Here is a 21465-nt window from a genome sequence, read left to right as displayed (position 1 = left end):
GGCGCTGCGGAACCGGTCAGCGACCGGCGGGCGGCGGTTGGCCGGCCCTGTCGATGAGTTCGATCATGCGTTCGGTGCCGTCGAGCACCCCCACCGAACGGGCGGCTTCGCCCATGGTGTGGATGCGGCGGGGATCGGCGAGCACGGGAAGCAGCGTCGACACGACCCAGTCGGGCAGGAAGGCGGCGTCATCGACGAGGATGCCGCCGCCGGCCCTGACGACGTCGGCGGCGTTGAAACGCTGCTCACCGTTGCCCACCGGGTACGGCACGTAGACGGCGGGGATGCCCAGGGCGCTCAGTTCGCTCACCGTGGCGGCTCCGGCCCTGGAGACGGCGGCATCGGCGACGGAGAGAGCGAGGTCCATCCGGTCGCAGTAGGCGACCATGTGGTAGCCAGGCACGCCCGGGTCGGTGACCTCAGCCTTCGAACCGGTGATGTGCAGCACCTGCCAGCCTGCTTCGGTTACCGCCCTGGCGGAATCCACGATGGTGCGGTTGATCCGGCGGGCGCCGAGGGACCCGCCGGTGACCAGCAGGGTGGGCCGTTCGGGGTCGAGTCCGAAGAACTCCAGGGCGGTCCCCCGCACGGCGGGCCGGTCCAGTTGAACGATCTCCCGGCGGAGCGGCATGCCGACGACGCTGGCGTGCGGAAGCCGGGTTCCGGCGAACGCCACCCCGACGCTCCGGGACATCCGGGAGCCGAGCCGGTTGGCCAGGCCGGGTTTGGCGTTGGCCTCGTGGATCGCGATGGGCACTCCGGCGCGGCGGGCGGCCAGGTAGGCGGGGCTGGCGACATACCCGCCGAAGCCGACGACGACATCCACCGAACGCTCACGCAGCATGGTGGCCACGTCGTTGATGGCCCGGTTCATCCGGGGCAGGAATCCGAGCGCGGCCCGGTTGGGCCGGCGCGGGAAGGGCAGCCGGGGCACGACCAGCAGCTCGTAGCCGCGTGCAGGAACCAGACGGGCTTCCAGGCCCTCAGCGGTGCCCAGTACGAGCACGGTGGCGCCGGGGTCGCGCAGCATGAGAGCGTCCGCCACAGCGAGCAATGGGTTGACGTGGCCGGCGGTGCCGCCGCCTGCCAGCAGGTAGGTCGTCATCGGGTGGATCCTCGTCTCGGTGCGGGTCGCGGGCTCGTCTGCGCAACGGCCTCGACCGGGGCGGGTGTCTCCTGCCGGTCCTCGTGATCACTCCGTGCGAAGGACAGCACGACGCCGATGGCGGCCAGGGTGGTGAGCAGGGCCGTGCCGCCGGCCGAGATGAGCGGGAGCGGTACGCCGAGCACGGGGAGCACGCCGAGCACGACACCGATGTTCACGAGTGCCTGGCCGATGATCCACACCATGACGGCGGAGGTCGTGACCTTGATCTGCATGCTCGAGGTGCCGCGCAGGATGCGGATGAAGGCGAAGGCCAGCAGCACGAACATCAGGAGCACGACGATGGCCCCGATCAGGCCCAGCTCCTCGCCGATGATGGCGAAGATGTAGTCGTTGTCCGCCGCGGGAAGCCAGGACCACTTGGCCTTGGAATTGCCCAGTCCGACACCGAAGATGCCGCCGTTGGCCAGCGCCCAGGTGCCGTGCAGCGGCTGCCAGCAGGCCGCGGAGATCGGGCCGGTGACGGTGTCGCAGGAGTCAACGGCGAAGCTCAGCAGGCGGGTGCGGCGATTCTCGCTGGAGATGGCGAGCAGCCCGCCGAGAACCACCCCGACGACGAGCGGGAGGGCGAGCATCCGCAGCCGCACACCGGCGAAGAACATGGCGCCGAACAGGATGCCGGCCATGATGATCACCGTGCCGAGGTCGCCGCCGATCATGACGAGCATGACCGAGCCGCCGCCGACGCCGAACACGGGGATGTAGACGTGGCGCCAGTCGTCGAGTTTGTCCTTCTTCTGGGCCAGGATCACGCCCAGCCAGATCACCAGGGCCACCTTGATGGCTTCGGACGGCTGGAATTGCACACCGGCGATGTCGAGCCAGTTCGTGTTTCCGGCGACCGTGACGCCGAGCGGCGTGAAGACCACCAGGCACTGGAAGAAACAGGCCACGAGCAAGGCCGGCCAGGCGATGCGTTTCCAGAAGCGCACCGGCAGACGGCTGATCACGAGCATCAGCGGGATGCCGATCATGGCGAAGATGCCCTGCCGGAAGATGCCGCCGAAGAAACCGGCGTTCTCCAGGTAGGAGTCCACCGAGGACGAGGACAACACCATCACGAGCCCGAACACCACGAGGAACAGGGTGGTGCCGAGCAGGAGCAGGTAGTTCGTGGACTCAGCCCTGAAGACCTTGCCGAGACTGATGCGGCTGAGCGCGACCCGCGCGCTGTTCGGAGCGGTGTTCGGAGCGGACTCAGGCACCCGGGTACGAGGACGAGTCGTCATCCGACCCACCTCCCAAATAGTCGTGGACAGCCTGCGCGAATTTCGCTCCGCGTTCCGCGTAGCTCGCGAACTGGTCCATAGACGCCGCAGCGGGCGCCAGCAGAACCACGTCACCGGCCTCGGCCATGGCCGCGGCCAGGCTGACCGCGGTCGGCATGACCTCACCAGTGTCATCCGAGTCGATCTCGAATACGCGCAGGGCGGGGGCGTGTCGCCGGAATGAGGCCAGGACTTCCGCCCGCTCGACCCCGATCACCACGGCGCCGCGCAACCGTGCGGCGTGTTTGGCCACCAGCGCGTCGATGTCAACGCCCTTGAGGAGGCCGCCGACGAGCCACACGACCGAGTCGAACGCCGCGAGGGACGCATCGGCGGCGTGCGGGTTGGTGGCCTTCGAGTCGTCGATCCAGCTGACGCCGCCGTGGGTGGCGACAACCTCGATGCGGTGCGCATCGAGGCTGAACGTCGCGAGGGCGGCGCGGATCGCCTCCGGGGCGACATCGAAGGACCGGGCCAGAGCCGCGGCGGCGAGGATGTTGGCGATCACGTGCGGCGCCGCCAACCCCACCCCGGCGAGATCGGCCACTGTGCTGAGCTCGATGGCGGTGTCGAAGCGGTCCTCGAGGAATGCGCGGTCGCAGAGGATTCCGTCCACGATCCCCACGTCGCTGGGTCCGGGGACGCCGAGGCCGAAGCCGATGGCGCGAGCGCCGTCCTGCACCTCGGCGTCCTCGACCATCCGCATGGTGGCGAGATCGGCCTTGTTGTACACGCAGGCGACGGCCGTGTTGTTGTAGACCTTCGCTTTGGCCGCGCGGTACGCCTGGGCTGAGCCGTGCCAGTCCAGGTGGTCGTCGGCCACATTGAGGCAGACGCTGGCATGCGGCGCGAGGGCGCCGGGGCCGAGCTCGGGCAGGTGGTGGAGCTGATAGCTGGACAGCTCGACGACCAGGACGTCCCAGCCCTGCGGGTCGCGAATGGCGTCAAGCACCGGCACGCCGATGTTGCCGCAGGGCGCGACGCGGTGTCCGGCGGCGGCGAGCATGGTGGCAGCCAGCTGCACGGTGGTGGTCTTGCCGTTTGTGCCCGTCACGAGGATCCACGGCGCGGGGTCGCCGACCTTGTCGCGTAGGCGCCAGGCGAGTTCGATGTCGCCCCAGACCGGGATGCGCTGGGCGGCGGCCCACTGCAGCAGCGCATGGTCGGGGTGGAAGCCGGGCGACACGATCACGAGCTCTGCGCGGTGGGCGACCAGCTCAGCCGGCGCGGATTCGAGGTCGGCGGTGACGAGGGGAATCCCGAGGACGTCGAGCAGCCGGGCCCGGTCGTCGGGCGCGCGCCCGGCGACCACGAGAACGTCTGCGCCGAGTTCGGCGAGGGTGTCAGCGGCGGCGAAGCCGGTCATGCCCAGGCCCAGAACGGCGACCCGCAGTCCGGACCAGTCGGAGTGCCAGCTGGTCAGCCGGTCGAGCCGGCCGTGATCGGCCGTGTCGGCCGCATCGTCATAGGAGTGGGCGCCCATTAGCGGGTCAGCCATTCGAGGTAGAACGTGCCGACACCGGCGGCGACGAGCAGGCCGCCGATGATCCAGAAGCGCACGACGACGGTGACCTCGGCCCAGCCCTTCAACTCGAAGTGGTGGTGGATCGGGCTCATCAGGAAGATGCGCTTGCCGTGGGTGACCTTGAAGTAGGCGCGCTGCACGATGACCGAACCGGCCTCGATGACGAACAGGCCGCCGATGAGCACGAGCAGCAGTTCGGTGCGGCTGAGGATGGCCAGTGCGGCCAGCGCCCCGCCCAGACCGAGGGAGCCGGTGTCGCCCAGGAAGATCTTGGCCGGCGAGGTATTCCACCAGAGGAATCCGATCAGCCCGCCCACGATGGCGGCGGCCACGATGGCCAGGTCGAACGAGTCCGGGCCGGCGTAACACTTGTAGAGGTCGGCCGCGGCCGCTCCGGCGGCGTTGCAGGACTGGTTGGACTGCCAGAAGCCGATGATGATGTAGGAGCCGATCGCGAAGACGAGCGAGCCGGTGGCGAGGCCGTCGAGGCCGTCTGTGACGTTGACGCCGTTGGAGGTGGCCGCCACGATCAGGCAGATCCAGACGATGAAGGCGGCGATGCCGATGAAGGTGCCGAGCTTCATGAAGTCCAGCGGCAGGTCCCTGATGAAGGAGATGTGCGTGGATGCGGGCGTCTGGCCGTTCTTGTCGGGGAACTGCAGCGCCATCCAGCCGAACGCCCCGGCCACGACGACCTGCCCGGCGATCTTCTGCCAGCCGCCGAGGCCGAGGCTGCGCTGGTTGCGGGTCTTGAGGTAGTCGTCGAGGAAGCCGACCAGTCCGAGACCGACCATCATGAACAGCACGAGCAGCGGGGAGGCCGTGAGCGGACGCTGTTGGAACCACATGGCGAGGAAGTAGCTGACCAGGACACCGACGATGATGATGATGCCGCCCATGGTGGCGGTGCCGCGCTTGGCGTGGTGGCTCTTGGGACCGTCGTCCCTGATGAACTGTCCCCAGCCCAGCTTGTGGAACAGCCGGATGAACAGCGGGGTCAGCAGGAGGGTGAAGATGAGGGACATCATCCCGGCCAGCAGGAGGGCTACCACGAGTACAACTTTCCCAGTCGGTCTCCGAGGAATCGGAGTCCGGCTGAATTTGATGATTTGACGAGCACAGTGTCGCCGGGCTTGACGGTCTCGCGCAGCAGTTCGAAGGCCGCGTCCGGTGTCTCGACGTATGCCGATTCCCCGTCCCACGAGCCCTCGTTGATGGTGCTGATGTGCATGCGCCGTGCGGCGGGGCCGACGACGACGAGCTGCGAGATGTTGAGGCGGACGGCCAGGAGGCCGATTCTGTCGTGTTCGTCGCCGGCCAACTCCCCCAGTTCGCTCATCTCACCCAGAACGGCGATGCTGCGGCCGTCGGGTTTGCGAATCTGGGCGAGGGTCTTGAGGGCTGCGGTCATGGAGTCCGGGCTGGCGTTGTAGGCATCGTTGATCACGGTGATGTCGTCGCGTCCGCCCATCACCTCCATGCGCCAGCGTTCGGCGATGGAGACGGATTCCAGGCCCGTGACGATGGCGTCGATCGACACGCCGAGTTCGGCCGCGGCGGCCGCGGCGGCCAGGGCGTTCATCACGTGGTGCTCGCCGAGTACGCGGAAGGATACGGGCCGGCTCTCGCCGCCGGGCAGGTGCAGGGTGAACGTCGTGCCGGTGCGGCTGCCGTGGATGTCGGAGGCGCGGACCATCGCCCGGTCACCTTCACCGAACCAGACCACCCGGGCGGCGGTGACGGCGGCCATACCGGCCACGCGGTCGTCGTCGACGTTCAGGATGGCGACGTCGTCCGGGCCCAGGTCGGTGACCATCTCGGACTTGGTGCGCACGGTGGCTTCGATGCCGCCGAAGCCGCCGGCGTGGGCGAGCCCGACCTTCAGCACGATGCCGATGTCCGGCCGGGCCATCCGCACGAGCCTGGCGATTTCACCTTCGGCGCTCGCGCCCATCTCGGCGACCAGGAACCTGGTCTCCTCCGTGACGCCGAGCATGGTGAGCGGGGCGCCGACCTCGTTGTTGAACGACGCCTTCGCAGCGATGGTGGGGCCGACAGATTCGAGGATGGCGCGGAGCAGGTTCTTGGTGGTGGTCTTGCCGTTCGACCCCGTCACTCCGACGATCTTGAGGTGCCCGGCGGTCCTGACTCTCCTGATCACCTCGGTGGCGAGGTCGCCGAGGGCGATGACGGCATCCGTCACCACGATCTGGGCGACCGGAACGTCGAGGAGCCGCTCGACGACGATCACGGCGGCGCCGTTGGCGACAGCCGCCGGCGCGAACAGGTGCCCGTCGGTCTCTTCGCCGGGCTTGGCGATGAAGACGTCGCCGGCGGCGACCTCGCGGGAATCAGTGTGCACAGCGCCGCTCACGAGGGAGTCCGCGGTCAATCCGCCGGCGAGGTGGAGCTCGCCGGTGACGGCGGCGGCGATCTCGGTGAGGCTCAGGGCGATCATCTACAACCACCCGGCTTCGTGCAGTGCGATTCGGGCGTCTTCGCGCGCCGAGTATGGGATTTTCACTCCGGCAACTTCCTGGTAGTTCTCGTGGCCCGGTCCCGCGTAAAGCACGACGTCGCCGGCTTTGGCCAGGGACAGGGCGCGTCGAAATGCTGTGGCGGGGTCCGGCACTTCATAGAGTTCTCCGCCGGGTGCGGCGATCTTGGCCGCGGCCATCAGGGTGGCCCTGATCACGGCGGGGTCCTCGAAGCGGGGATGGAAATCGGTGATCACGACGGCGTCAGCGCCTCTGGCGGCGATGGCGCCCATGTCGGCACGCTTGGTCTTGTCGCGGTCGCCGTCGGCGCCGAACACCATGATAATGCGCCCGGTGGTCGACGCGCGGATCGCGGCGAGGGTGTTGAGGAACGCATCGGGACTGTGCCCGTAGTCGATGTAGACCAGCGGACCGCGATCCCCCGAGATGAGCTCGGCCCGGCCGGGCACGTACGCGGTGATGCCGCCGTCGCGGGTGAGAACCTGGTCGATGGCCGCGAGGTCGTAACCGGACTCGACCAGCAGCACGATGGCCAGAGCGGCGTTCGCGGCCATGTACCACCCGAGCAACGGCACCCGGGTCTGCAGGCGGCGGCCGTCCGGCCCGTCCAGCACGAATTCGGTGTGCCGGGGTCCGAAGTCCACGACGCTCATGTGCCAGTCGGCGTCGACCTCGGTGCCGACGGCAGTGCTGGTGGATCGTTCGTCCGAGTGACGGTTGGCGAGCGTGGTCACGGGGATGCGGCATTCGGCGGCGAGCCGGCGGCCCCACTCGGTGTCGACGGTCACGACACCGCGCTGGGCGCGGTCGGGCTGGAAGAGCTCCAGCTTGGTCTGGAAGTAGGCCTCCATCGAGGCGTAGTCGTCGAGGTGGTCGTGCGAGAGGTTGGTGAAGCCGGCCACGTCGAACACGATCCCGTCGACCCGATGCTGGCTGAGCGCCTGCGCCGACACCTCGATGCCGACGGCGCGCACCTCGGCTTCGCGCATCCGGGCCAGGAGGGCGTGCAGCTCCGTCGCCTCAGGCGTGGTCAGCGAACTGGTCACGGACACGTCACCGATCCGGCGTTCGGCGGTGGAGGTGAGCCCGGCTGTGACGCCCAGCTGGGTGAGGATGGCGAAGAGCAGGTACACGACACTGGTCTTGCCGTTGGTGCCGGTGACGGCGAAGAGTGTGGCCGGGTTCTGCTCGGAGTGGTGGATCCACGCGGCAATGGTGCCCAGGGCCGCTCTGACGTCGGGCGTGACAAGCACGGGGAGGCCGGATTCCCGGGCCAGAATCGCGCCGGCCTCGTCGGTCAACACGGCAACTGCCCCCGCGGCCCGGGCGGCCGAGGCATAGGCGGCACCGTGCCCGCGTTGCCCGGGGACCCCGACGAAGAGGTCGCCGGGCTGCACGGTGCTGGAACTCAGGCAGATGCCGGTCAGCTCGAGGCCTGCGGCGTCGCCGCGGAGATCAAGTGTGAATTCTTCGACCAGTCCCGACAACGACCGCGGGACCGGATGCTGAGGGCGGAGAGCCGAGGGTGCCAAATCGGTCACGGGGCTCACTTTCTTACCAGGAACCGGAGAGATCAGGCGCGGTGGCGCCCGACGGAACTGCCCGGTACTTTTTCAGCACCTGACTCATGACCTCTTGGAAGATCGGAGCGGACGCTGCTGACGAATTCATGTTAACAGGATCGGCCAGACTCACCGAAACGACGTACTGGGGATCGTCGGCCGGAGCGAAGCCCGACACCGAGACAAGGTACCCCTTGGTGTACCCGCCGTTGCCGTCCGGCATCTGGGCCGTACCGGTCTTGGAGGCCACCCGGTAGCCGGGGATCTTCCAGGTGTTGGCCAGCCAGCCCTGCTGGTAGACCATCTCGAGCATGTCCGCCGTGTCGCGGGCCGCAGAGGCCGAAACCACCTGGGTGCCCTCGGCGGCGGGAACCTCGGTGAGGGTACCGTCGGCGGCCCGGCAGCCGGAGACGAGCTGGACGGGCATACGCACACCGCCGTTGGCGATGGTCTGGTAGATGCTCGAGACCTGCACGGCCGTCGTCGTGAGACCCTGGCCGAACATGGTGGCGTATGCGGTCTGGTTGTCCCAGTCCTCGGCGGCGCGGAGGTCACCGGATTCCTCGGCGGGGAATCCGCTCTCGGTCACGGTTCCGACACCGAACTTGGTCATGTAGTCGTAGCGCTGCTGGTCGGTGAGGAGTTCGCCGAACTTCGACATGCCGGTGTTCGACGAGTCGATGAGCACCCCGGTGAGGGTGAGCCGCAGGTCCGCGTGGTACGAGCTGTCGTTGACGTCGGCGCCGTTCGCGGGCAGGTAGCGGTAGGGGGCGACGACCTGCGAATTCGGCGTGGCCAGACCGGCGTCGATCACCGAGGCCGCGGTGAGGGCCTTGAAGGTCGACCCAGGTTCGTAGGGCGCGGTGAAGGCCCGCGACCCGCGGTCCTCGGCCTCGGTGGCGCTCACATTGTTGGGGTCGACGGTCGGGTAGTCGGCCACGGCGATCAGCTTGCCGGTCTTGACCTCCTGCACGACAACGGTCCCCCAGGCGGCACCCGTCGCCTGCGCCTGCTCGGCGAGGGCCTGCTGCACGAACCAGTTCAGGTCGGAGTCGATGGTGGTGATCACATCGCTGCCGTCCACGGCCTCCTTGGTCGTGACGGTGCTCTCCGGCAGCCGCACGCCGTCGGCTCCGCGCTCGTAGGTCTCGGTGCCGTTGTCGCTGGCGAGACAGGCGTCCTGGCCGAGTTCGAGTCCGGCCTGGGCCTCCCCCGCTGCCGAGGTGAAGCCGACCAGGTTTCCGGCGACGGCTCCGTTGGGGTACACCCGGCTCGGGTTCTTGGCGAAGGTGAGCCAGGGAATGTCGAGGGCGTAGATCGCCCGGAAGGCGTCGACATCCACCTGCTTGGAGACGTAGGCGAAGTCGGACTTCGGGTTGTCGGCCAGCGCGTCCGCGATGATGGCCTCGATCTGCTCGCCGGTCTGGCCGGTGATCGCGCCGATCTCCGCAGCGGCCTCCGGCACCGTGATGGTGGACTTCACCCCCGCCACCGTGCGGGTGAACTGCTTGGCGTTCTTGGGCGAAAGCTGCACGTCGTAGCGCATCACGGTTCCGGCCAGGACGACACCGTCGGCGTCGAGGATCTCGCCCCGTGAGCCGTACACGGTGTTCTCGACGGACCGGTTGCCCAGCGAATCCGCGCTGAGCGTGTCTGCGCGCACCACCTGGATGTCGACGAGACGCACCACGAACAGGCCGATGATCGCGAAGAGCACCACGACTGTCGCCGCGACCCTGCGCTTGCTGGACATGTTTGTTTTCGCCACCTGGTAGACCTCCTGTACGGGACTGTACCGGCGTTTATCTGGTGGTCGGCGAAGGCAGACCGTCGGTCACCGAAACTGCCGCCGGAGCGGCCGCGCCGGTGGAAGCCGCGGCGGCGGCGACGCCGGTGCCCGATCCGCCGACAGCCTGCTCGGTCACGAGGGGCGTTCCGGTGAGCAGGGAGTTGGGCACCAGGCTGGCCGCGCCGGCCTGGCTGCCGGTCGCCGACGTGGGGGCGCCGAGCACGGCGCCGTCGGAGAGCCTGAGGTAGGCGGGGGTGGAGTTGCTGACCATGCCGAGTGCTTCGGCGTTGGCGGCGAGGCTCTGCGGCGACGAGACCTTGATGAGGTCCTCGCTCACGCTGTCTGCGGTGCGGCCGAGTTCGACCTGGCTGGCACGCAGTGCCGAGATCTCGTAGGCGCCCTGCGAGATTCCCACGCTGAGGAGCAGCTGGGCCACGACGATCGCGCCGACGCAGGCCACGGCCGACAGTGCGTAGACCACGCGCGGCCTGGCGTGCGTGCCCGGTGCGACGATCTCGATGTGGCGCTGGACGTCGGGGCGCTCGATGGACCCCGGACGCAGTGCCGGTCCATTGAGTTCCTGGATGGGCAGGACGCGGGCCAGATTGTCGCTCATTCGGCTCTCCTCAGTCGTTGCGCGGCACGCAGGCGAACCGACGTTGCACGGGGGTTGATCGCTTTTTCGTCCTCTGACGCCAGTTCGGCGCCACGGATCAGCAGGGTGAACAGCGGCTTGTGCTCCGGGAGCTCGACGGGGAGTCCGGCGGGGGCGCTCGACGTCGACGCGGCAGCGAACATCCGCTTGACGATTCGGTCTTCGAGCGACTGGTAGGCCATCGTCACGATGCGGCCGTCGACGGCGACGGCCTCCATGGCGGCGGGAATCGCACGTTCGAGCACGGCGAGTTCCTGGTTGACCTCGATGCGGAGGGCCTGGAAGACCCGCTTGGCCGGGTGCCCCATGCGCTGCACGGCGACTGGCGTGACCTTGGTGATGACCTCGACCAGCTGGGCCGACCGCACGAACGGGGTGGCCGTGCGGGCGTCGACGATGGCCTTGGCATACCGGCCGGCGAGCTTCTCTTCGCCGTACTCCTGGAAGATGCGGCGCAGATCGGCCTCGCTGTACTCGGCCAGGATCCTTTCCGCGGTGAGCGGCGATGTGCTGTCCATGCGCATGTCCAGCGGTGCGTCCTTGGAGTAGGAGAAGCCGCGTTCCACCTGGTCGAGTTGCATGCTGGAGACACCGAGGTCGAACAGGATTCCCTGCACCTCGCTGATGCCGAGGCCGGCGAGGGCGTCGAGGATGCCGTCGTAGACGGTGTGCACGAGGTGGATGCGTCCCTGGAACGGCTTGAGGCGCTCCTCGGCGATGGCGAGGGCGTCGAGGTCGCGGTCCAGGCCCACCAGGGTGAGGCCGGGGAATCGGCTCAGCATGGCTTCGGCGTGGCCGCCCATGCCGAGAGTGGCGTCGACCAAGACGGCGCCGGGCTTGTCCAGAACGGGGCCGAGCAGCTCGATGCTGCGTTCGAGCAGCACCGGGGTGTGGATCTCGTTCAGCTGCGGGCGGTCGGCCGGCTTGCCGGTGTCAGAGGGGTTCATCTCATCGTTCGTGTTGTTGTTCGTGTCGTTGTTCATAGCTACCGGGGCCGATCCTGCTGCCTGATCCCCATCCGTTCTGCCTGGCACCGGGGAAGTGTGTCAGGAACAAACGGCTGGGAGTCACGCGGCAGGAGCTAGAAGAGTCCCGGAATCACCTCCTCCGTGATGTTGGCGAACGAAGCTTCCTGCTCGATGAGGTACGCGTCCCAGACCTCGGTGTCCCAGATCTCGACGCGGGTTCCGACACCGATGACGGTGAGGTCGCGGCCGAGGCCGGCATAGGCCCTGAGGTTGGCCGGAATGGTGACCCGGTTCTGCTTGTCGGGAGTCTCGGCGCTCGCCCCGGACAGGAAGACGCGGAAGAAGTCCCGGCCTTCCTTGCTCGTGATGGGCGCCTGGCGGATCTTCTCGTGAACGTCCTCGAAGTCCCGCGTCGTGAAGACGTAGAGGCAACGCTCCTGGCCGCGGGTCATGACAATGCCGGTCGAGAGTTCTTCGCGGAACTTGGCCGGCAGGATGACGCGCCCTTTGTCGTCGAGTTTGGGGGCATAGGTCCCAAGGAACATCTGTCACCCCTCTCTTCCGGCCAAGGTCAGGTGTTGCTCCACTTTACTCCACTCTCAACCACCCTGTCTGGAAAACACGGCTTTTCTTTGAATAATCGGCCATTTATTCCCTGAAAACACAGGGATTCACTGGGTGGAGGAAAATCCCACGTTTTGGGGCACCGGGGAGCGGTTTTGGGCACAAAAAAGGACCGACCTGGTGGTCGGTCCTGCGGGATGAGGCGAAGTGGGTGAAAAGGGAGGGGGTGCGGCGAGAAGGGAGGGGCCCTAACGCACAGCGCCCGCCCCGATCAGAAGATCACGGCGGGCGATGAAATCTACAGTGCGCGGTTACTGCTGCCCGTCCTGGCGGCGGTCCCAGCGGTCGTTGAGCTTGTCCATGAAACCCTGCTGGCTGCGAGCCTGGGCGGGGCGGCGGGGCGCTCCAGACGACGGCTTCGTCGCCCGGGCGGTGCGGCCGGGGGTGATGGCCAGGAGCACGCCTCCGAACATGATGATGAATCCGACGATGCCCAGCCACAGCTGCTGCACCGCTACGCCCGCGACAAGAGTCGCGATTCCAACGACGCCCGCGAGCACACCGAGAACGATGGAACGGTAATTGGGGCGGAGGCGGGTGCCTCCGACGCTCGCCACGAATTCGGCATCGTTGTGATAGAGACTGCGCTCCATCTCTTCGAGGAGTCGCTGCTCTTGTTCTGAAAGCGGCATCTCATTCCTCCAATTGGGGATCGAGCGGATTAGACCCTAATTCTAGTCCCGCCGAGATGGCTAGGCTAGGCAAGTGGCACAAAGCACCCGACTGGTCGATCTGGTTCATTCTCGCATCGACGAATTCATCAACACGCGTGAGTCAATTGTGACGACCATCAGCCCCGACCTCGCTGTACTGGTTGACTTCTCACGGCAGTTTCTCAGCGGCGGCAAGCGCTTCAGAGCGCAGTTCGCCTACCTCGGCTGGCAGAGCGTTCCGGCGCCGTCGACGGGGCCCGCTGCGGGTGCACTGACCGGTCTCGTTTCGGCGGCATCCGCGTTGGAGGTCTTCCACGCCGCGGCCCTCGTCCACGACGACATCATCGACAATTCCGACACCCGCAGGGGCGCACCATCCGCCCATCGCCGCTTCGAAAGCCTGCACGGCGCCCAGGGCTGGGCCGGCAGCCCCGACGACTTCGGTCGCGCCTCGGCGATCCTGCTGGGCGACCTGCTGCTGGGCTGGAGCGACGAGCTCCTCGACGAGGGCCTCGACGACGCCCCCGACCGCCTCAGCGCCCGGCGCGCACGCGCCGAGTTCAATCGCATGCGCACTGAGGTCACGGCCGGTCAGTATCTCGACATCCTCGAGGAACGCGCCTGGATCACCCAGGCGGAATCCGAGCTGCTCGATCGCGCCGTGCGCGTGATCGTGTTCAAGTCAGCCAAGTACAGCGTGCAGGCGCCGCTCGTGATCGGCGCGGCCCTGGCCGGCGCGGACGACGACCACCTCGACACCCTGCGCGACTTCGGACTGCCCCTGGGCATCGCCTACCAACTGCGGGATGACCTGCTGGGCGTGTTCGGCGATGCGGCCGTGACCGGCAAGCCCAGCGGTGACGACCTGAGGGAAGGCAAGCGCACAGTGCTGATCGCGCTGGCCAGGGAGCGGCTGAACAGCGCCGACCTGAGTACGCTCGACAGTTTGCTCGGCCGCCAGGACCTCACGCCGGATCAGATCGTCTACCTGCAGGAGAGCATCGTCGCCAGTGGCGCCGTCGACAGGGTCGAGACCCTGATCCAGGAGAACGTCGCCGAGGCCCTGGCGGTGCTGGACGCCTCGCTCGTGGAGCCGGGCGTGGCCGGTCAGCTCTCCGACTTCGCCGGCACGGTGACGCGCCGCGCGTTCTAGCCCGCGTGTTCTAAATTCAGGCCAGGGCCTGCGCGACGCGACGCACCTCGGCCTTGCGGCCGGCGAGCAGAGCGTCGATGGGCGGTACGCCCAGGCTGTCGTCTACCTCGAGCAGCCACTCCATGGCCTGCTCGTCGGTGAAACCGTCGTCGGACAGCACGATCAGGGTGCCGCGGAGTTCGCCGACAGGCGAACCGTCCCGGATGAACGACGCCGGCACGCTGAGCCGTCCGTCCCTGCGGACAGCGAGAAGGTGCTTGTCCTCGATGAGCTGCCGAACGCGGCTCTGGCTGATGCCCAGCGCCTCGACGAGGTCGGGGATGGCGAGCCACGCCGTGCCTACGGCTGTTGTGTCGGTGGAGGGAGCGGAATGCGTTTGCGCAGAAGACGAATCGGTCACCTCACAAGCCTCCCACGATTGGCCAGCGCCGACAAACCCCATTCGAGCCCGTTCGTGAGCAGGCGATCTACCGGATCGGAGGGCATTTCCGGGTATTTCCACAGACATCCGCCGCCCGTACCGCGTGGTTAATTGACTCGGCATACCTTCTGTGTCAGCGTTGAGGACGTGTCAACTATGAAATGGGTGTGGAATGTCGGTTAGAGCCAGCAAAATCGAAACGGGGACGGTCCAGTCCGGCTCCCCCGTCGAGACGACAGGCTCGCCTGCGCCTGCCCAGGCCGACGCGGCCCGGCACCGCCCGACTCCGACGAAGGTGCGCCGCTCGCTCGGTGCCGTCGCGAGCATCCCTCTTGTTGTGGTGAGCACCATCGCCATCGTGTTGAACCTCGCCTCCCCCGCCCAGGCGGCGACGGCGCTGAAGAAGCCGCTCAAGGCCCGTACCACGCTCCCCCAGACCGCCGTCAAGCCGGTTCAGGCCGTGCAGCCGGTCTCGGCCGTCGCCGCCCCCAACCAGTACACGGTCGCCGACGGCGACACCGTCAGCGCCATCGCCGGCCGGTTCGGCCTGTCCACGGCATCCGTGCTGGCCCTGAACGGCCTCGGCTGGTCCGCCGTCATCTTCCCCGGCCAAGTACTCACCCTCTCGACGACCGAGGTCGCCGTCGCCGCGGCGCCCGCGTCAGTTTCCACCGAGATCACCCGCTACACGATCCAGTCCGGCGACACCCTCAGCGGCATCGCCGCCGCACACGGTGTGCCCACAGAGTCGCTGTTCAGCGCCAACGGGCTCGGCCGCGACAGCATCATCTTCCCCGGCCAGACCATCGTCCTGCCTGCTGCGGGGTCCGTCACGGGCGCCGTCGACACGGTCCAGGCATCCAGCGTCGCCGCCGTCACCGTGTCCGCCGTCTCCGGCGCCGCGGTCGCGGGCGGCAGCTACACGGTCGTCTCCGGGGACACCGTCGACAAGATCGCGAGCGGTGCCGGCGTCACCGTGCAGTCGGTCCTCGAGGCCAACGGCCTGGGCTGGTCGAGCATCATCCAGCCGGGCCAGGTTCTGAGCATCCCCGGAGCGGCCCCCGTGCTCCAGATCAGCCCCGCCGTGCTCGTGACTCCGACGCCCGTCGCCACGGCCGACGCCGTGACCCCGCTCACCGCCGAGATGGCCGGGAACGCGCGGCTCATCATCTCGGTGGGCCGCGAGGCCGGGGCCAGCGATGCCGCCCTCGTGGTGGCACTGGCCGCCGCCGCCCAGGAATCGGGCCTCCGCAACATCGACTACGGCGACCGGGACTCCCTCGGCCTCTTCCAGCAGCGCCCGAGTTCCGGCTGGGGCACGCAGGACCAGGTCATGGACGCCGACCGCGCCAGCCGCGCATTCTTCGGCGGACCGGTCAACCCCAACCGCGGTGTCACCCGCGGACTTCTGGACATCCCGGGCTGGGAAGCCATGACGGTGACCCAGGCGGCCCAGGCCGTGCAGATCTCCGGGCACCCCGACCTCTACGCCAAGTGGGAGACCTCCGCGCGGGCCTGGCTCGCCGAACTGGGCTGATCCGGCGCCGGGTTAATCCCGTCTTGTGAGCGACGGTGACCGAATCGTGTCCCGCCGCGCTGCTCCCCCTCCAGAGGAACGGCCGACTTTTCCGTAGACTCGACGGGTGACCGATAGCCCCACTGACCCCATGATCGGCCGTCTCATCGACGGCCGCTATCAGGTGCGCTCCCGGATCGCCCGCGGCGGCATGGCCACCGTGTACCTGGCCACCGACCTGCGCCTCGAGCGCCGGGTGGCCATCAAGATCATGCACGGCCACCTGGCAGACGACAACGCGTTCCGCAGCCGCTTCATCCAGGAGGCACGCTCGGCGGCCCGCCTCGCCCACCCGAACGTCGTCAACGTCTTCGACCAGGGCCAGGATGCCGACATCGCTTACCTGGTGATGGAGCACCTGCCCGGCATCACGCTGCGCGACCTGCTCAAGGACTACGGCCGGCTCACGCCGGAGCAGACCATGGACATCCTCGAGGCCGTGCTCTCCGGCCTCGCCGCCGCGCACAAGGCCGGCATCGTGCACAGGGACGTCAAGCCGGAGAACGTGCTCCTCGCCGACGACGGCCGTATCAAGATCGGCGACTTCGGGCTGGCCCGCGCCGTGAACAACAACACCGCCACCGGGCAGGCCCTGCTGGGCACCGTGGCCTATCTCTCGCCGGAGCTCGTCACGCGCGGCATCGCGGATGCGCGCAGCGACATCTACGCGCTCGGCATCATGACCTACGAGATGCTCACCGGCGAACAGCCCTACGTGGGTGAGGCGCCCATGCAGGTGGCCTACCAGCACGCCAACGACACCGTGCCGATGCCGAGCCTGGTCGCGCCCGGCGTTCCCATCGAACTCGACGAGCTCGTCACCTGGGCCACAGCGCGCGACCCGGAGGAGCGTCCCCGCGACGCGCGGGTGATGCTCGACCAGTTGCTCGAGGTCGAGAAGCAGGTGCGCCCCAGGGACGACACGGCCATGCAGTCCACCATGGTGCTCCCCCGCACCGTGAGCGCCTCGGCCGACGCCGAGACCCAGATTCTGGGCCGGGCTCCCCTCGCCGCCACTGCCATCGCTTCCGCTGCCGGCACGACGACGGCGCTCGCGCCGTCGCCGGAGGAGGACGAACCGGACGCCACCGCCCAGCTGGCGGGCACGGCGCGAAAGCGTCGCCGCCGCGGGTACTGGCTCTTCACGCTCATCATTCTTCTCGCCGCCCTGGCCGGCACCGCCGGCTGGTACTTCGGCGCAGGGCCAGGTTCGGAGATCCCGGTTCCCGCGCTGGTCTCGGCGACGCCGGAGGATGCGACGGCGCAGCTGGAGGCCCTCGGCCTTGTCGCGGCGCCGGGTACGGCGTACAGCACCGAGATCCCCGCTGGACTCATCGTGAGCACAGACCCCGGCGACGGCGCCAGGGTGGCCAAGGGCAGCACGGTGACGCTCAACGTGTCCCAGGGGCCCCAGCCGATCACCATCCCCGCGCTCACCGGACTCACTCCGGACGCGGCATCCGACGAGATCACGAAGGCGCTGGCTGTTCCCGGCAGCATCGACGAGGTCTTCGACAACAACGTCAAGGCCGGCCTGGTCATCTCCGCGAGCCGTGAAAGCGACGGCGGCGATCTGTCCAAGGGCGGCGACTACTTCGAGGGGCTCACGGTCAACCTCGTGGTGTCTCTCGGCGGTATCCCCGACGTCAGCGGCAAGTCGGTCGACGACGCCACCGGCATCCTGGAGGACAAGAACCTCGTCGTCACGACGGGCGAGGAGACCTACAGCGATTCCGTTCCGGAGGGCAACGTGATCTCGGTCGCTCCCGCCGCCGGAGGATCGATCCGTGCGGGCTCCACCCTCGTGCTCACGGTGTCGCGCGGGCCGGAGCCCGTCGAGATTCCGGATGTGGTCGGCAAAGCGTGGTCAGAGGCCAAGGGTGTGCTCGAAGACGCCGGTTTCAAGCTCGACTACAACATCACCGCCGACCTGCTGCCCGGACTGTTCACCGTGACCAAGGTCACCCCTGACGCGGGCACTCTCGCCCCGCGGGGCTCGACCGTCAAGGTCAACTTCTCCGCCTAACCACCCGCGAGCCTTGAGAAAAGCCCCGAAAAGTTCGACTTTTCGGGGCTCAACTCACGGCTCGCGAACGTGGGGACGGTGTCTGCGGGGCTGGACCCTGTCGCTGCTCGAGCCTGTCGAGACCCCGCGAGCCGGCCCGTGATCGCGAGCGCACGTGGAAGCGTCCCCGAGGCATCCGCGCCAGGTCTCGACAAGCTCGACCGACGAGGTGGGCGCGAGCCTGAGGCACCAACACGGGGTCTCGACAAGCTCGACCGGCGGGGTGGGCGCCCCCCACACCATCCCGCGAGCCGTGAGAAAAGCCCCGTAAAGTTCGACTTTTCGGGGCTCAACTCACGGCTCGCGAGAGGGGGGCGGGGTTAGCGGGCGGCCAGCTCCTCGGCCACCAGGAACGCGAGCTCCAGGGACTGCATGTGGTTGAGCCGCGGGTCGCAGAGCGACTCGTAGCGGGTGGCCAGTGCGGCCTCGTCAATGTGCTCCGAGCCGCCGAGGCACTCGGTGACGTCGTCGCCCGTGAGTTCGACGTGGATACCGCCGGGGTGCGTGCCCACCGAGCGGTGCGCCTCGAAAAAGCCCTTGACCTCATCGACGACGTCGTCGAAACGACGGGTCTTGTAGCCGGTGGGCGTGGTGACACCGTTGCCGTGCATCGGGTCGGTAACCCAGAGCGGCGTCGCGTCGCTGGCCTTGATGGCCTCCAGCAGCGGCGGGAGGGCATCGCGGATCTTGCCGGCGCCCATCCGGGTGATGAAGGTGAGGCGGCCAGGCTCGCGGTTCGGGTCGAGCTTGTCGATCAGGCGCAGCATGTCGTCGATCGAGGTGCTCGGGCCGAGCTTCACGCCGATCGGGTTACGCACCCGCGACAGGAAGTCCACGTGGGCGCCGTCGATCTCCCTGGTGCGTTCGCCGATCCAGACGAAGTGCGCCGAGGTGTTGTAGGGAGTGCCGGTGCGGGAGTCGATGCGCGTCATGGGGCGCTCGTAGTCCATCAGCAGACCCTCGTGGCTGGTGTAGAACTCCGTGCGGCGCATGGCCTCGAAGTCGGCGCCGCAGGCGATCATGAACTTGATGGCGCGGTCGATGTCCTTGGCCAGGCCCTCGTAGCGCTGGTTGGCCGGGTTCTTGGCGAAGCCCTGGTTCCAGCTGTGCACCTGGCGCAGGTCGGCGAAGCCGCCCTGGGTGAAGGCACGGATGAGATTGAGGGTGGACGCGCTCGTGTGGTACGCCTTGACCAGCCGGTCGGGGTCGGCCTCGCGGGACTCCGGGGTGAAGTCGTAACCGTTCACGATGTCGCCACGGTAGGCCGGCAGGGTCACGCCGCCGCGGGTCTCGAAGTCGCTCGAGCGCGGCTTGGCGAACTGCCCGGCCATGCGGCCCATCTTCACCACGGGCATGGATGCGCCGTAGGTGAGTACCACGGCCATCTGCAGCACGGTCTTCACGCGGTTGCGGATCTGCTCGGCGGTGGCGCCGCTGAAGGTCTCGGCGCAGTCGCCGCCCTGGAGCAGGAAGGCCTCGCCGCGGGCGGCCTGGGCCAGACGGTCGCGCAGGATGTCGACCTCGCCGGCGAAGACCAGCGGCGGCTGGGTGGCCAGCTCGGCGGACGCGGACGCGACGGCGTCAGCATCCGGCCAGGCCGGCTGCTGCTTGATAGGAAGGGTGCGCCAAGAGTCCAGTCCGGCGATCACAGATTTGTCTGCCATTACAACCGGTTCGGTGGGGTCTACCACGGGCGGAGCCTGCTTCTCTTCTGGCGGTACGCGCTAGCGCGTGCCTGGGGGTGATCTGGGTCAGGGCGGGCGAGGTCTGCCACGCCCAGACAGGGATATTCGAGCCTAGCGTGAAAGGCTGGCGCGCTTCTCCTTGACGCTGGTGGCATAGACGTCGACGTATTCCTGGGTGCTGAGACGACGCAACTCGTACATCAACTCGTCCGTCACGGAGCGCAACACGAACCTGTCGCCCTCCATTCCCTCGAACCGGCTGAAGTCCAACGGTTCGCCGATCACGATGCCGATGCGGCGCACCTTGGGGATGCGCGTGCCTGTCGGCATGGCCTTCTCGGTGTCGATCATGGCGACGGGAACAACGGGCACCCCGGCCTCCAGCAGCATTCGGGCCACACCGGTGCGGCCTCGGTACATGCGCGCATCCGGGCTGCGGGTGCCCTCTGGATAGATGCCGAGTGCTCCCCCGGAGTTCAGCACGGCCAGACCGGTGTTGAGTGAGTCCTCTGACGCCTTGCCGCCGGAGCGGTCGATGGGCAGCTGTCCGGTGGCCTTGAAGAACTGCCGGGTCGCCCACCCTTTGAGGCCCGTACCGGTGAAGTACTCGCTCTTGGCGAGGAACACCACCCGGCGGGGCACGACGAGGGGCAGGAACACCGAATCGATGAACGACAGGTGGTTGCTCGCCAGAATGACGCCGCCCGTCTTGGGGATGTTGTCCAGTCCGATCACCCAGGGCCTGAACAGGCCGAGCAGGATCGGGCCGGCCACAATATTCTTCATGAACCAGTAGAACATCGGTGTCCTCACCTTTGCGGCGGCCGAGGGAACGGCTACAGCCAGCCTACTCACCGGTGACGTGCCGGCGGGCGAGGTCGGCGGCGCCGACCACCCCGGCGTCGTTGACCAGCTCGGCGATGGCGAAGACGGCCTCGGGGTGGTAGCCGCGCGCCGGCAGGTTGTCGAGGTACGCCGAGCGGATCGGTTCCAGCAGCAGCTCTCCCGCGGAGGCGACACCGCCGCCGAAGACGAATACCTGCGGGTCGAGCACCGCGGCGAGGCTGGCGCAGGCCTGGCCGAGGGAGGCGCCGAGCTGGCGCAGCGCCGCGAGGGCACCGGGGTCGCCGTCCTGGATGAACCGGCCGACATCCTTGCCGGTGAGCTTGCCGCGCTTGGAGCGGGCCGTGGCCAGGCCGAGGCCGATGCCGCCGGCATCCGCGAACTCGTTCGCGATGCGCAGCAGGGCACGCCCAGAGCCGTACTGTTCGATGCAGCCGTGCGCGCCGCAGCCGCAGGGCAGGCCGTCCGGAACCACGCGCATGTGGCCGAGCTCGGCGCCCACGCCGAACCCGCCGCGGAACAGCTTGTCCCTGGAGACGATGGCCCCGCCGACGCCGGTGCCGATGGTGAGGGTGACCATGTCGCTGTAGAGCCGGCCGGCGCCGAAGCAGAACTCGGCCCAGCCGGCAGCATTGGCGTCGTTCTCGATGATGATGGGCACCGACAGGCGCGACTCGAGCTTCTCGCGAAGGGGTTCGTTGCGCCAGTTGATGTTCGGCGCGTAGTACACGGTGGACTGCGCGGCATCGATGAACCCGGCGGCGGCGACCCCGGCGGCGATGACCTCCTCGCCGGCGGAGAGTCCCTCGATCATTTCGACGACGGCGTCCTCGATCTCTCGCGGGTCCGCGGCCTCTGTGGGCCGGCGGTCCGACTTGAGAATGGTTCCGAATTCGTCGACGAGGGCGCCGGCGATCTTGGTCCCGCCGATGTCAATCCCAATGGCGTGCACGACTGACACCTTTCGTTTGTAGAGCAACTGTGAGTTCTTCAGGTCGGCACAAACTGGCATGGG

18 protein-coding genes are annotated in these 21465 nt (G+C 68.1%); 3 read left to right on the top strand and 15 right to left on the bottom strand.

Annotated features, from left to right (window positions below; all coding sequences use genetic code 11):
• Window positions 1-16: 16 nt before the first annotated feature.
• From murG to BJQ94_RS08360, 11 genes are all read right to left on the bottom strand, one after another.
• A complete protein-coding gene (murG, locus tag BJQ94_RS08410) occupies window positions 17-1105 on the bottom strand; it encodes an undecaprenyldiphospho-muramoylpentapeptide beta-N-acetylglucosaminyltransferase (protein WP_265399941.1) in 1089 nt (362 codons plus the stop codon).
• On the bottom strand, window positions 1102-2394 hold the full coding sequence (gene ftsW / locus BJQ94_RS08405; RefSeq protein WP_265399942.1) for a putative lipid II flippase FtsW: 1293 nt from the start codon (window positions 2392-2394) through the stop codon (window positions 1102-1104). The genes murG and ftsW overlap by 4 nt, the downstream gene beginning before the upstream one ends.
• Complete coding sequence (gene murD / locus BJQ94_RS08400) at window positions 2363-3916, bottom strand: UDP-N-acetylmuramoyl-L-alanine--D-glutamate ligase (RefSeq protein ID WP_265400042.1); 1554 nt, start codon at window positions 3914-3916, stop codon at window positions 2363-2365. The genes ftsW and murD overlap by 32 nt, the downstream gene beginning before the upstream one ends.
• Window positions 3916-5010 carry a phospho-N-acetylmuramoyl-pentapeptide-transferase gene (gene mraY, locus BJQ94_RS08395; protein WP_265399943.1) on the bottom strand — a complete coding sequence of 365 codons (1095 nt, stop codon included), beginning with the start codon at window positions 5008-5010 and terminating at the stop codon, window positions 3916-3918. Before mraY ends, murD begins: the two co-directional genes overlap by 1 nt.
• Window positions 5004-6416 carry a UDP-N-acetylmuramoyl-tripeptide--D-alanyl-D-alanine ligase gene (gene murF / locus BJQ94_RS08390; RefSeq protein WP_265399944.1) on the bottom strand — a complete coding sequence of 471 codons (1413 nt, stop codon included), beginning with the start codon at window positions 6414-6416 and terminating at the stop codon, window positions 5004-5006. The genes mraY and murF overlap by 7 nt, the downstream gene beginning before the upstream one ends.
• Window positions 6417-7997 (bottom strand): UDP-N-acetylmuramoyl-L-alanyl-D-glutamate--2,6-diaminopimelate ligase, encoded by a 1581-nt coding sequence (locus tag BJQ94_RS08385; RefSeq protein ID WP_265399945.1) that lies wholly within the window; start codon window positions 7995-7997, stop codon window positions 6417-6419.
• Window positions 7998-8010: 13 nt separating this feature from the next.
• A complete protein-coding gene (locus BJQ94_RS08380; RefSeq protein WP_265399946.1) occupies window positions 8011-9786 on the bottom strand; it encodes a penicillin-binding protein 2 in 1776 nt (591 codons plus the stop codon).
• 34 nt (window positions 9787-9820) lie between these two features.
• On the bottom strand, window positions 9821-10423 hold the full coding sequence (locus tag BJQ94_RS08375; protein WP_265399947.1) for a hypothetical protein: 603 nt from the start codon (window positions 10421-10423) through the stop codon (window positions 9821-9823).
• Entirely contained in the window at window positions 10420-11409 is a 990-nt protein-coding gene (gene rsmH / locus BJQ94_RS08370; protein WP_265400043.1) for a 16S rRNA (cytosine(1402)-N(4))-methyltransferase RsmH, read from the bottom strand. Before rsmH ends, BJQ94_RS08375 begins: the two co-directional genes overlap by 4 nt.
• 134 nt (window positions 11410-11543) lie before the next feature.
• Window positions 11544-11975, bottom strand: a complete 432-nt coding sequence (gene mraZ, locus BJQ94_RS08365) for a division/cell wall cluster transcriptional repressor MraZ (RefSeq protein ID WP_265399948.1) — start codon at window positions 11973-11975, stop codon at window positions 11544-11546.
• A gap of 330 nt (window positions 11976-12305) precedes the next feature.
• Window positions 12306-12686 carry a DUF3040 domain-containing protein gene (locus BJQ94_RS08360; protein WP_265399949.1) on the bottom strand — a complete coding sequence of 127 codons (381 nt, stop codon included), beginning with the start codon at window positions 12684-12686 and terminating at the stop codon, window positions 12306-12308.
• A gap of 73 nt (window positions 12687-12759) precedes the next feature.
• Between BJQ94_RS08360 and BJQ94_RS08355 the strand changes: the two genes are divergently transcribed.
• Window positions 12760-13860 carry a polyprenyl synthetase family protein gene (locus BJQ94_RS08355; RefSeq protein ID WP_265399950.1) on the top strand — a complete coding sequence of 367 codons (1101 nt, stop codon included), beginning with the start codon at window positions 12760-12762 and terminating at the stop codon, window positions 13858-13860.
• Between the two features lie 16 nt (window positions 13861-13876).
• Here BJQ94_RS08355 and BJQ94_RS08350 read toward each other — a convergent pair whose 3' ends face one another.
• Window positions 13877-14260, bottom strand: a complete 384-nt coding sequence (locus BJQ94_RS08350) for an Rv2175c family DNA-binding protein (RefSeq protein ID WP_265399951.1) — start codon at window positions 14258-14260, stop codon at window positions 13877-13879.
• 193 nt (window positions 14261-14453) lie between these two features.
• Here BJQ94_RS08350 and BJQ94_RS08345 point away from each other — a divergent pair, with 193 nt between their 5' ends.
• Window positions 14454-15818 (top strand): LysM peptidoglycan-binding domain-containing protein, encoded by a 1365-nt coding sequence (locus tag BJQ94_RS08345; RefSeq protein WP_265399952.1) that lies wholly within the window; start codon window positions 14454-14456, stop codon window positions 15816-15818.
• Window positions 15819-15924: 106 nt separating this feature from the next.
• Window positions 15925-17883, top strand: a complete 1959-nt coding sequence (pknB, locus tag BJQ94_RS08340) for a Stk1 family PASTA domain-containing Ser/Thr kinase (RefSeq protein ID WP_265399953.1) — start codon at window positions 15925-15927, stop codon at window positions 17881-17883.
• A gap of 359 nt (window positions 17884-18242) precedes the next feature.
• Here pknB and BJQ94_RS08335 read toward each other — a convergent pair whose 3' ends face one another.
• The 3 genes from BJQ94_RS08335 to BJQ94_RS08325 form a co-directional block, all read right to left on the bottom strand.
• Entirely contained in the window at window positions 18243-19586 is a 1344-nt protein-coding gene (locus tag BJQ94_RS08335; protein ID WP_265399954.1) for a 3-deoxy-7-phosphoheptulonate synthase class II, read from the bottom strand.
• A gap of 132 nt (window positions 19587-19718) precedes the next feature.
• On the bottom strand, window positions 19719-20408 hold the full coding sequence (locus BJQ94_RS08330; protein WP_265399955.1) for a lysophospholipid acyltransferase family protein: 690 nt from the start codon (window positions 20406-20408) through the stop codon (window positions 19719-19721).
• Between the two features lie 46 nt (window positions 20409-20454).
• Entirely contained in the window at window positions 20455-21402 is a 948-nt protein-coding gene (locus BJQ94_RS08325) for an ROK family glucokinase (protein ID WP_265400044.1), read from the bottom strand.
• Window positions 21403-21465: the final 63 nt, after the last annotated feature.

Origin of the sequence: Cryobacterium sp. SO2 (genome assembly GCF_026151165.2) — a bacterium.
Classification (GTDB): Bacteria; Actinomycetota; Actinomycetes; order Actinomycetales; family Microbacteriaceae; genus Cryobacterium.
This window is presented reverse-complemented; position numbering and strand designations above follow the sequence as displayed.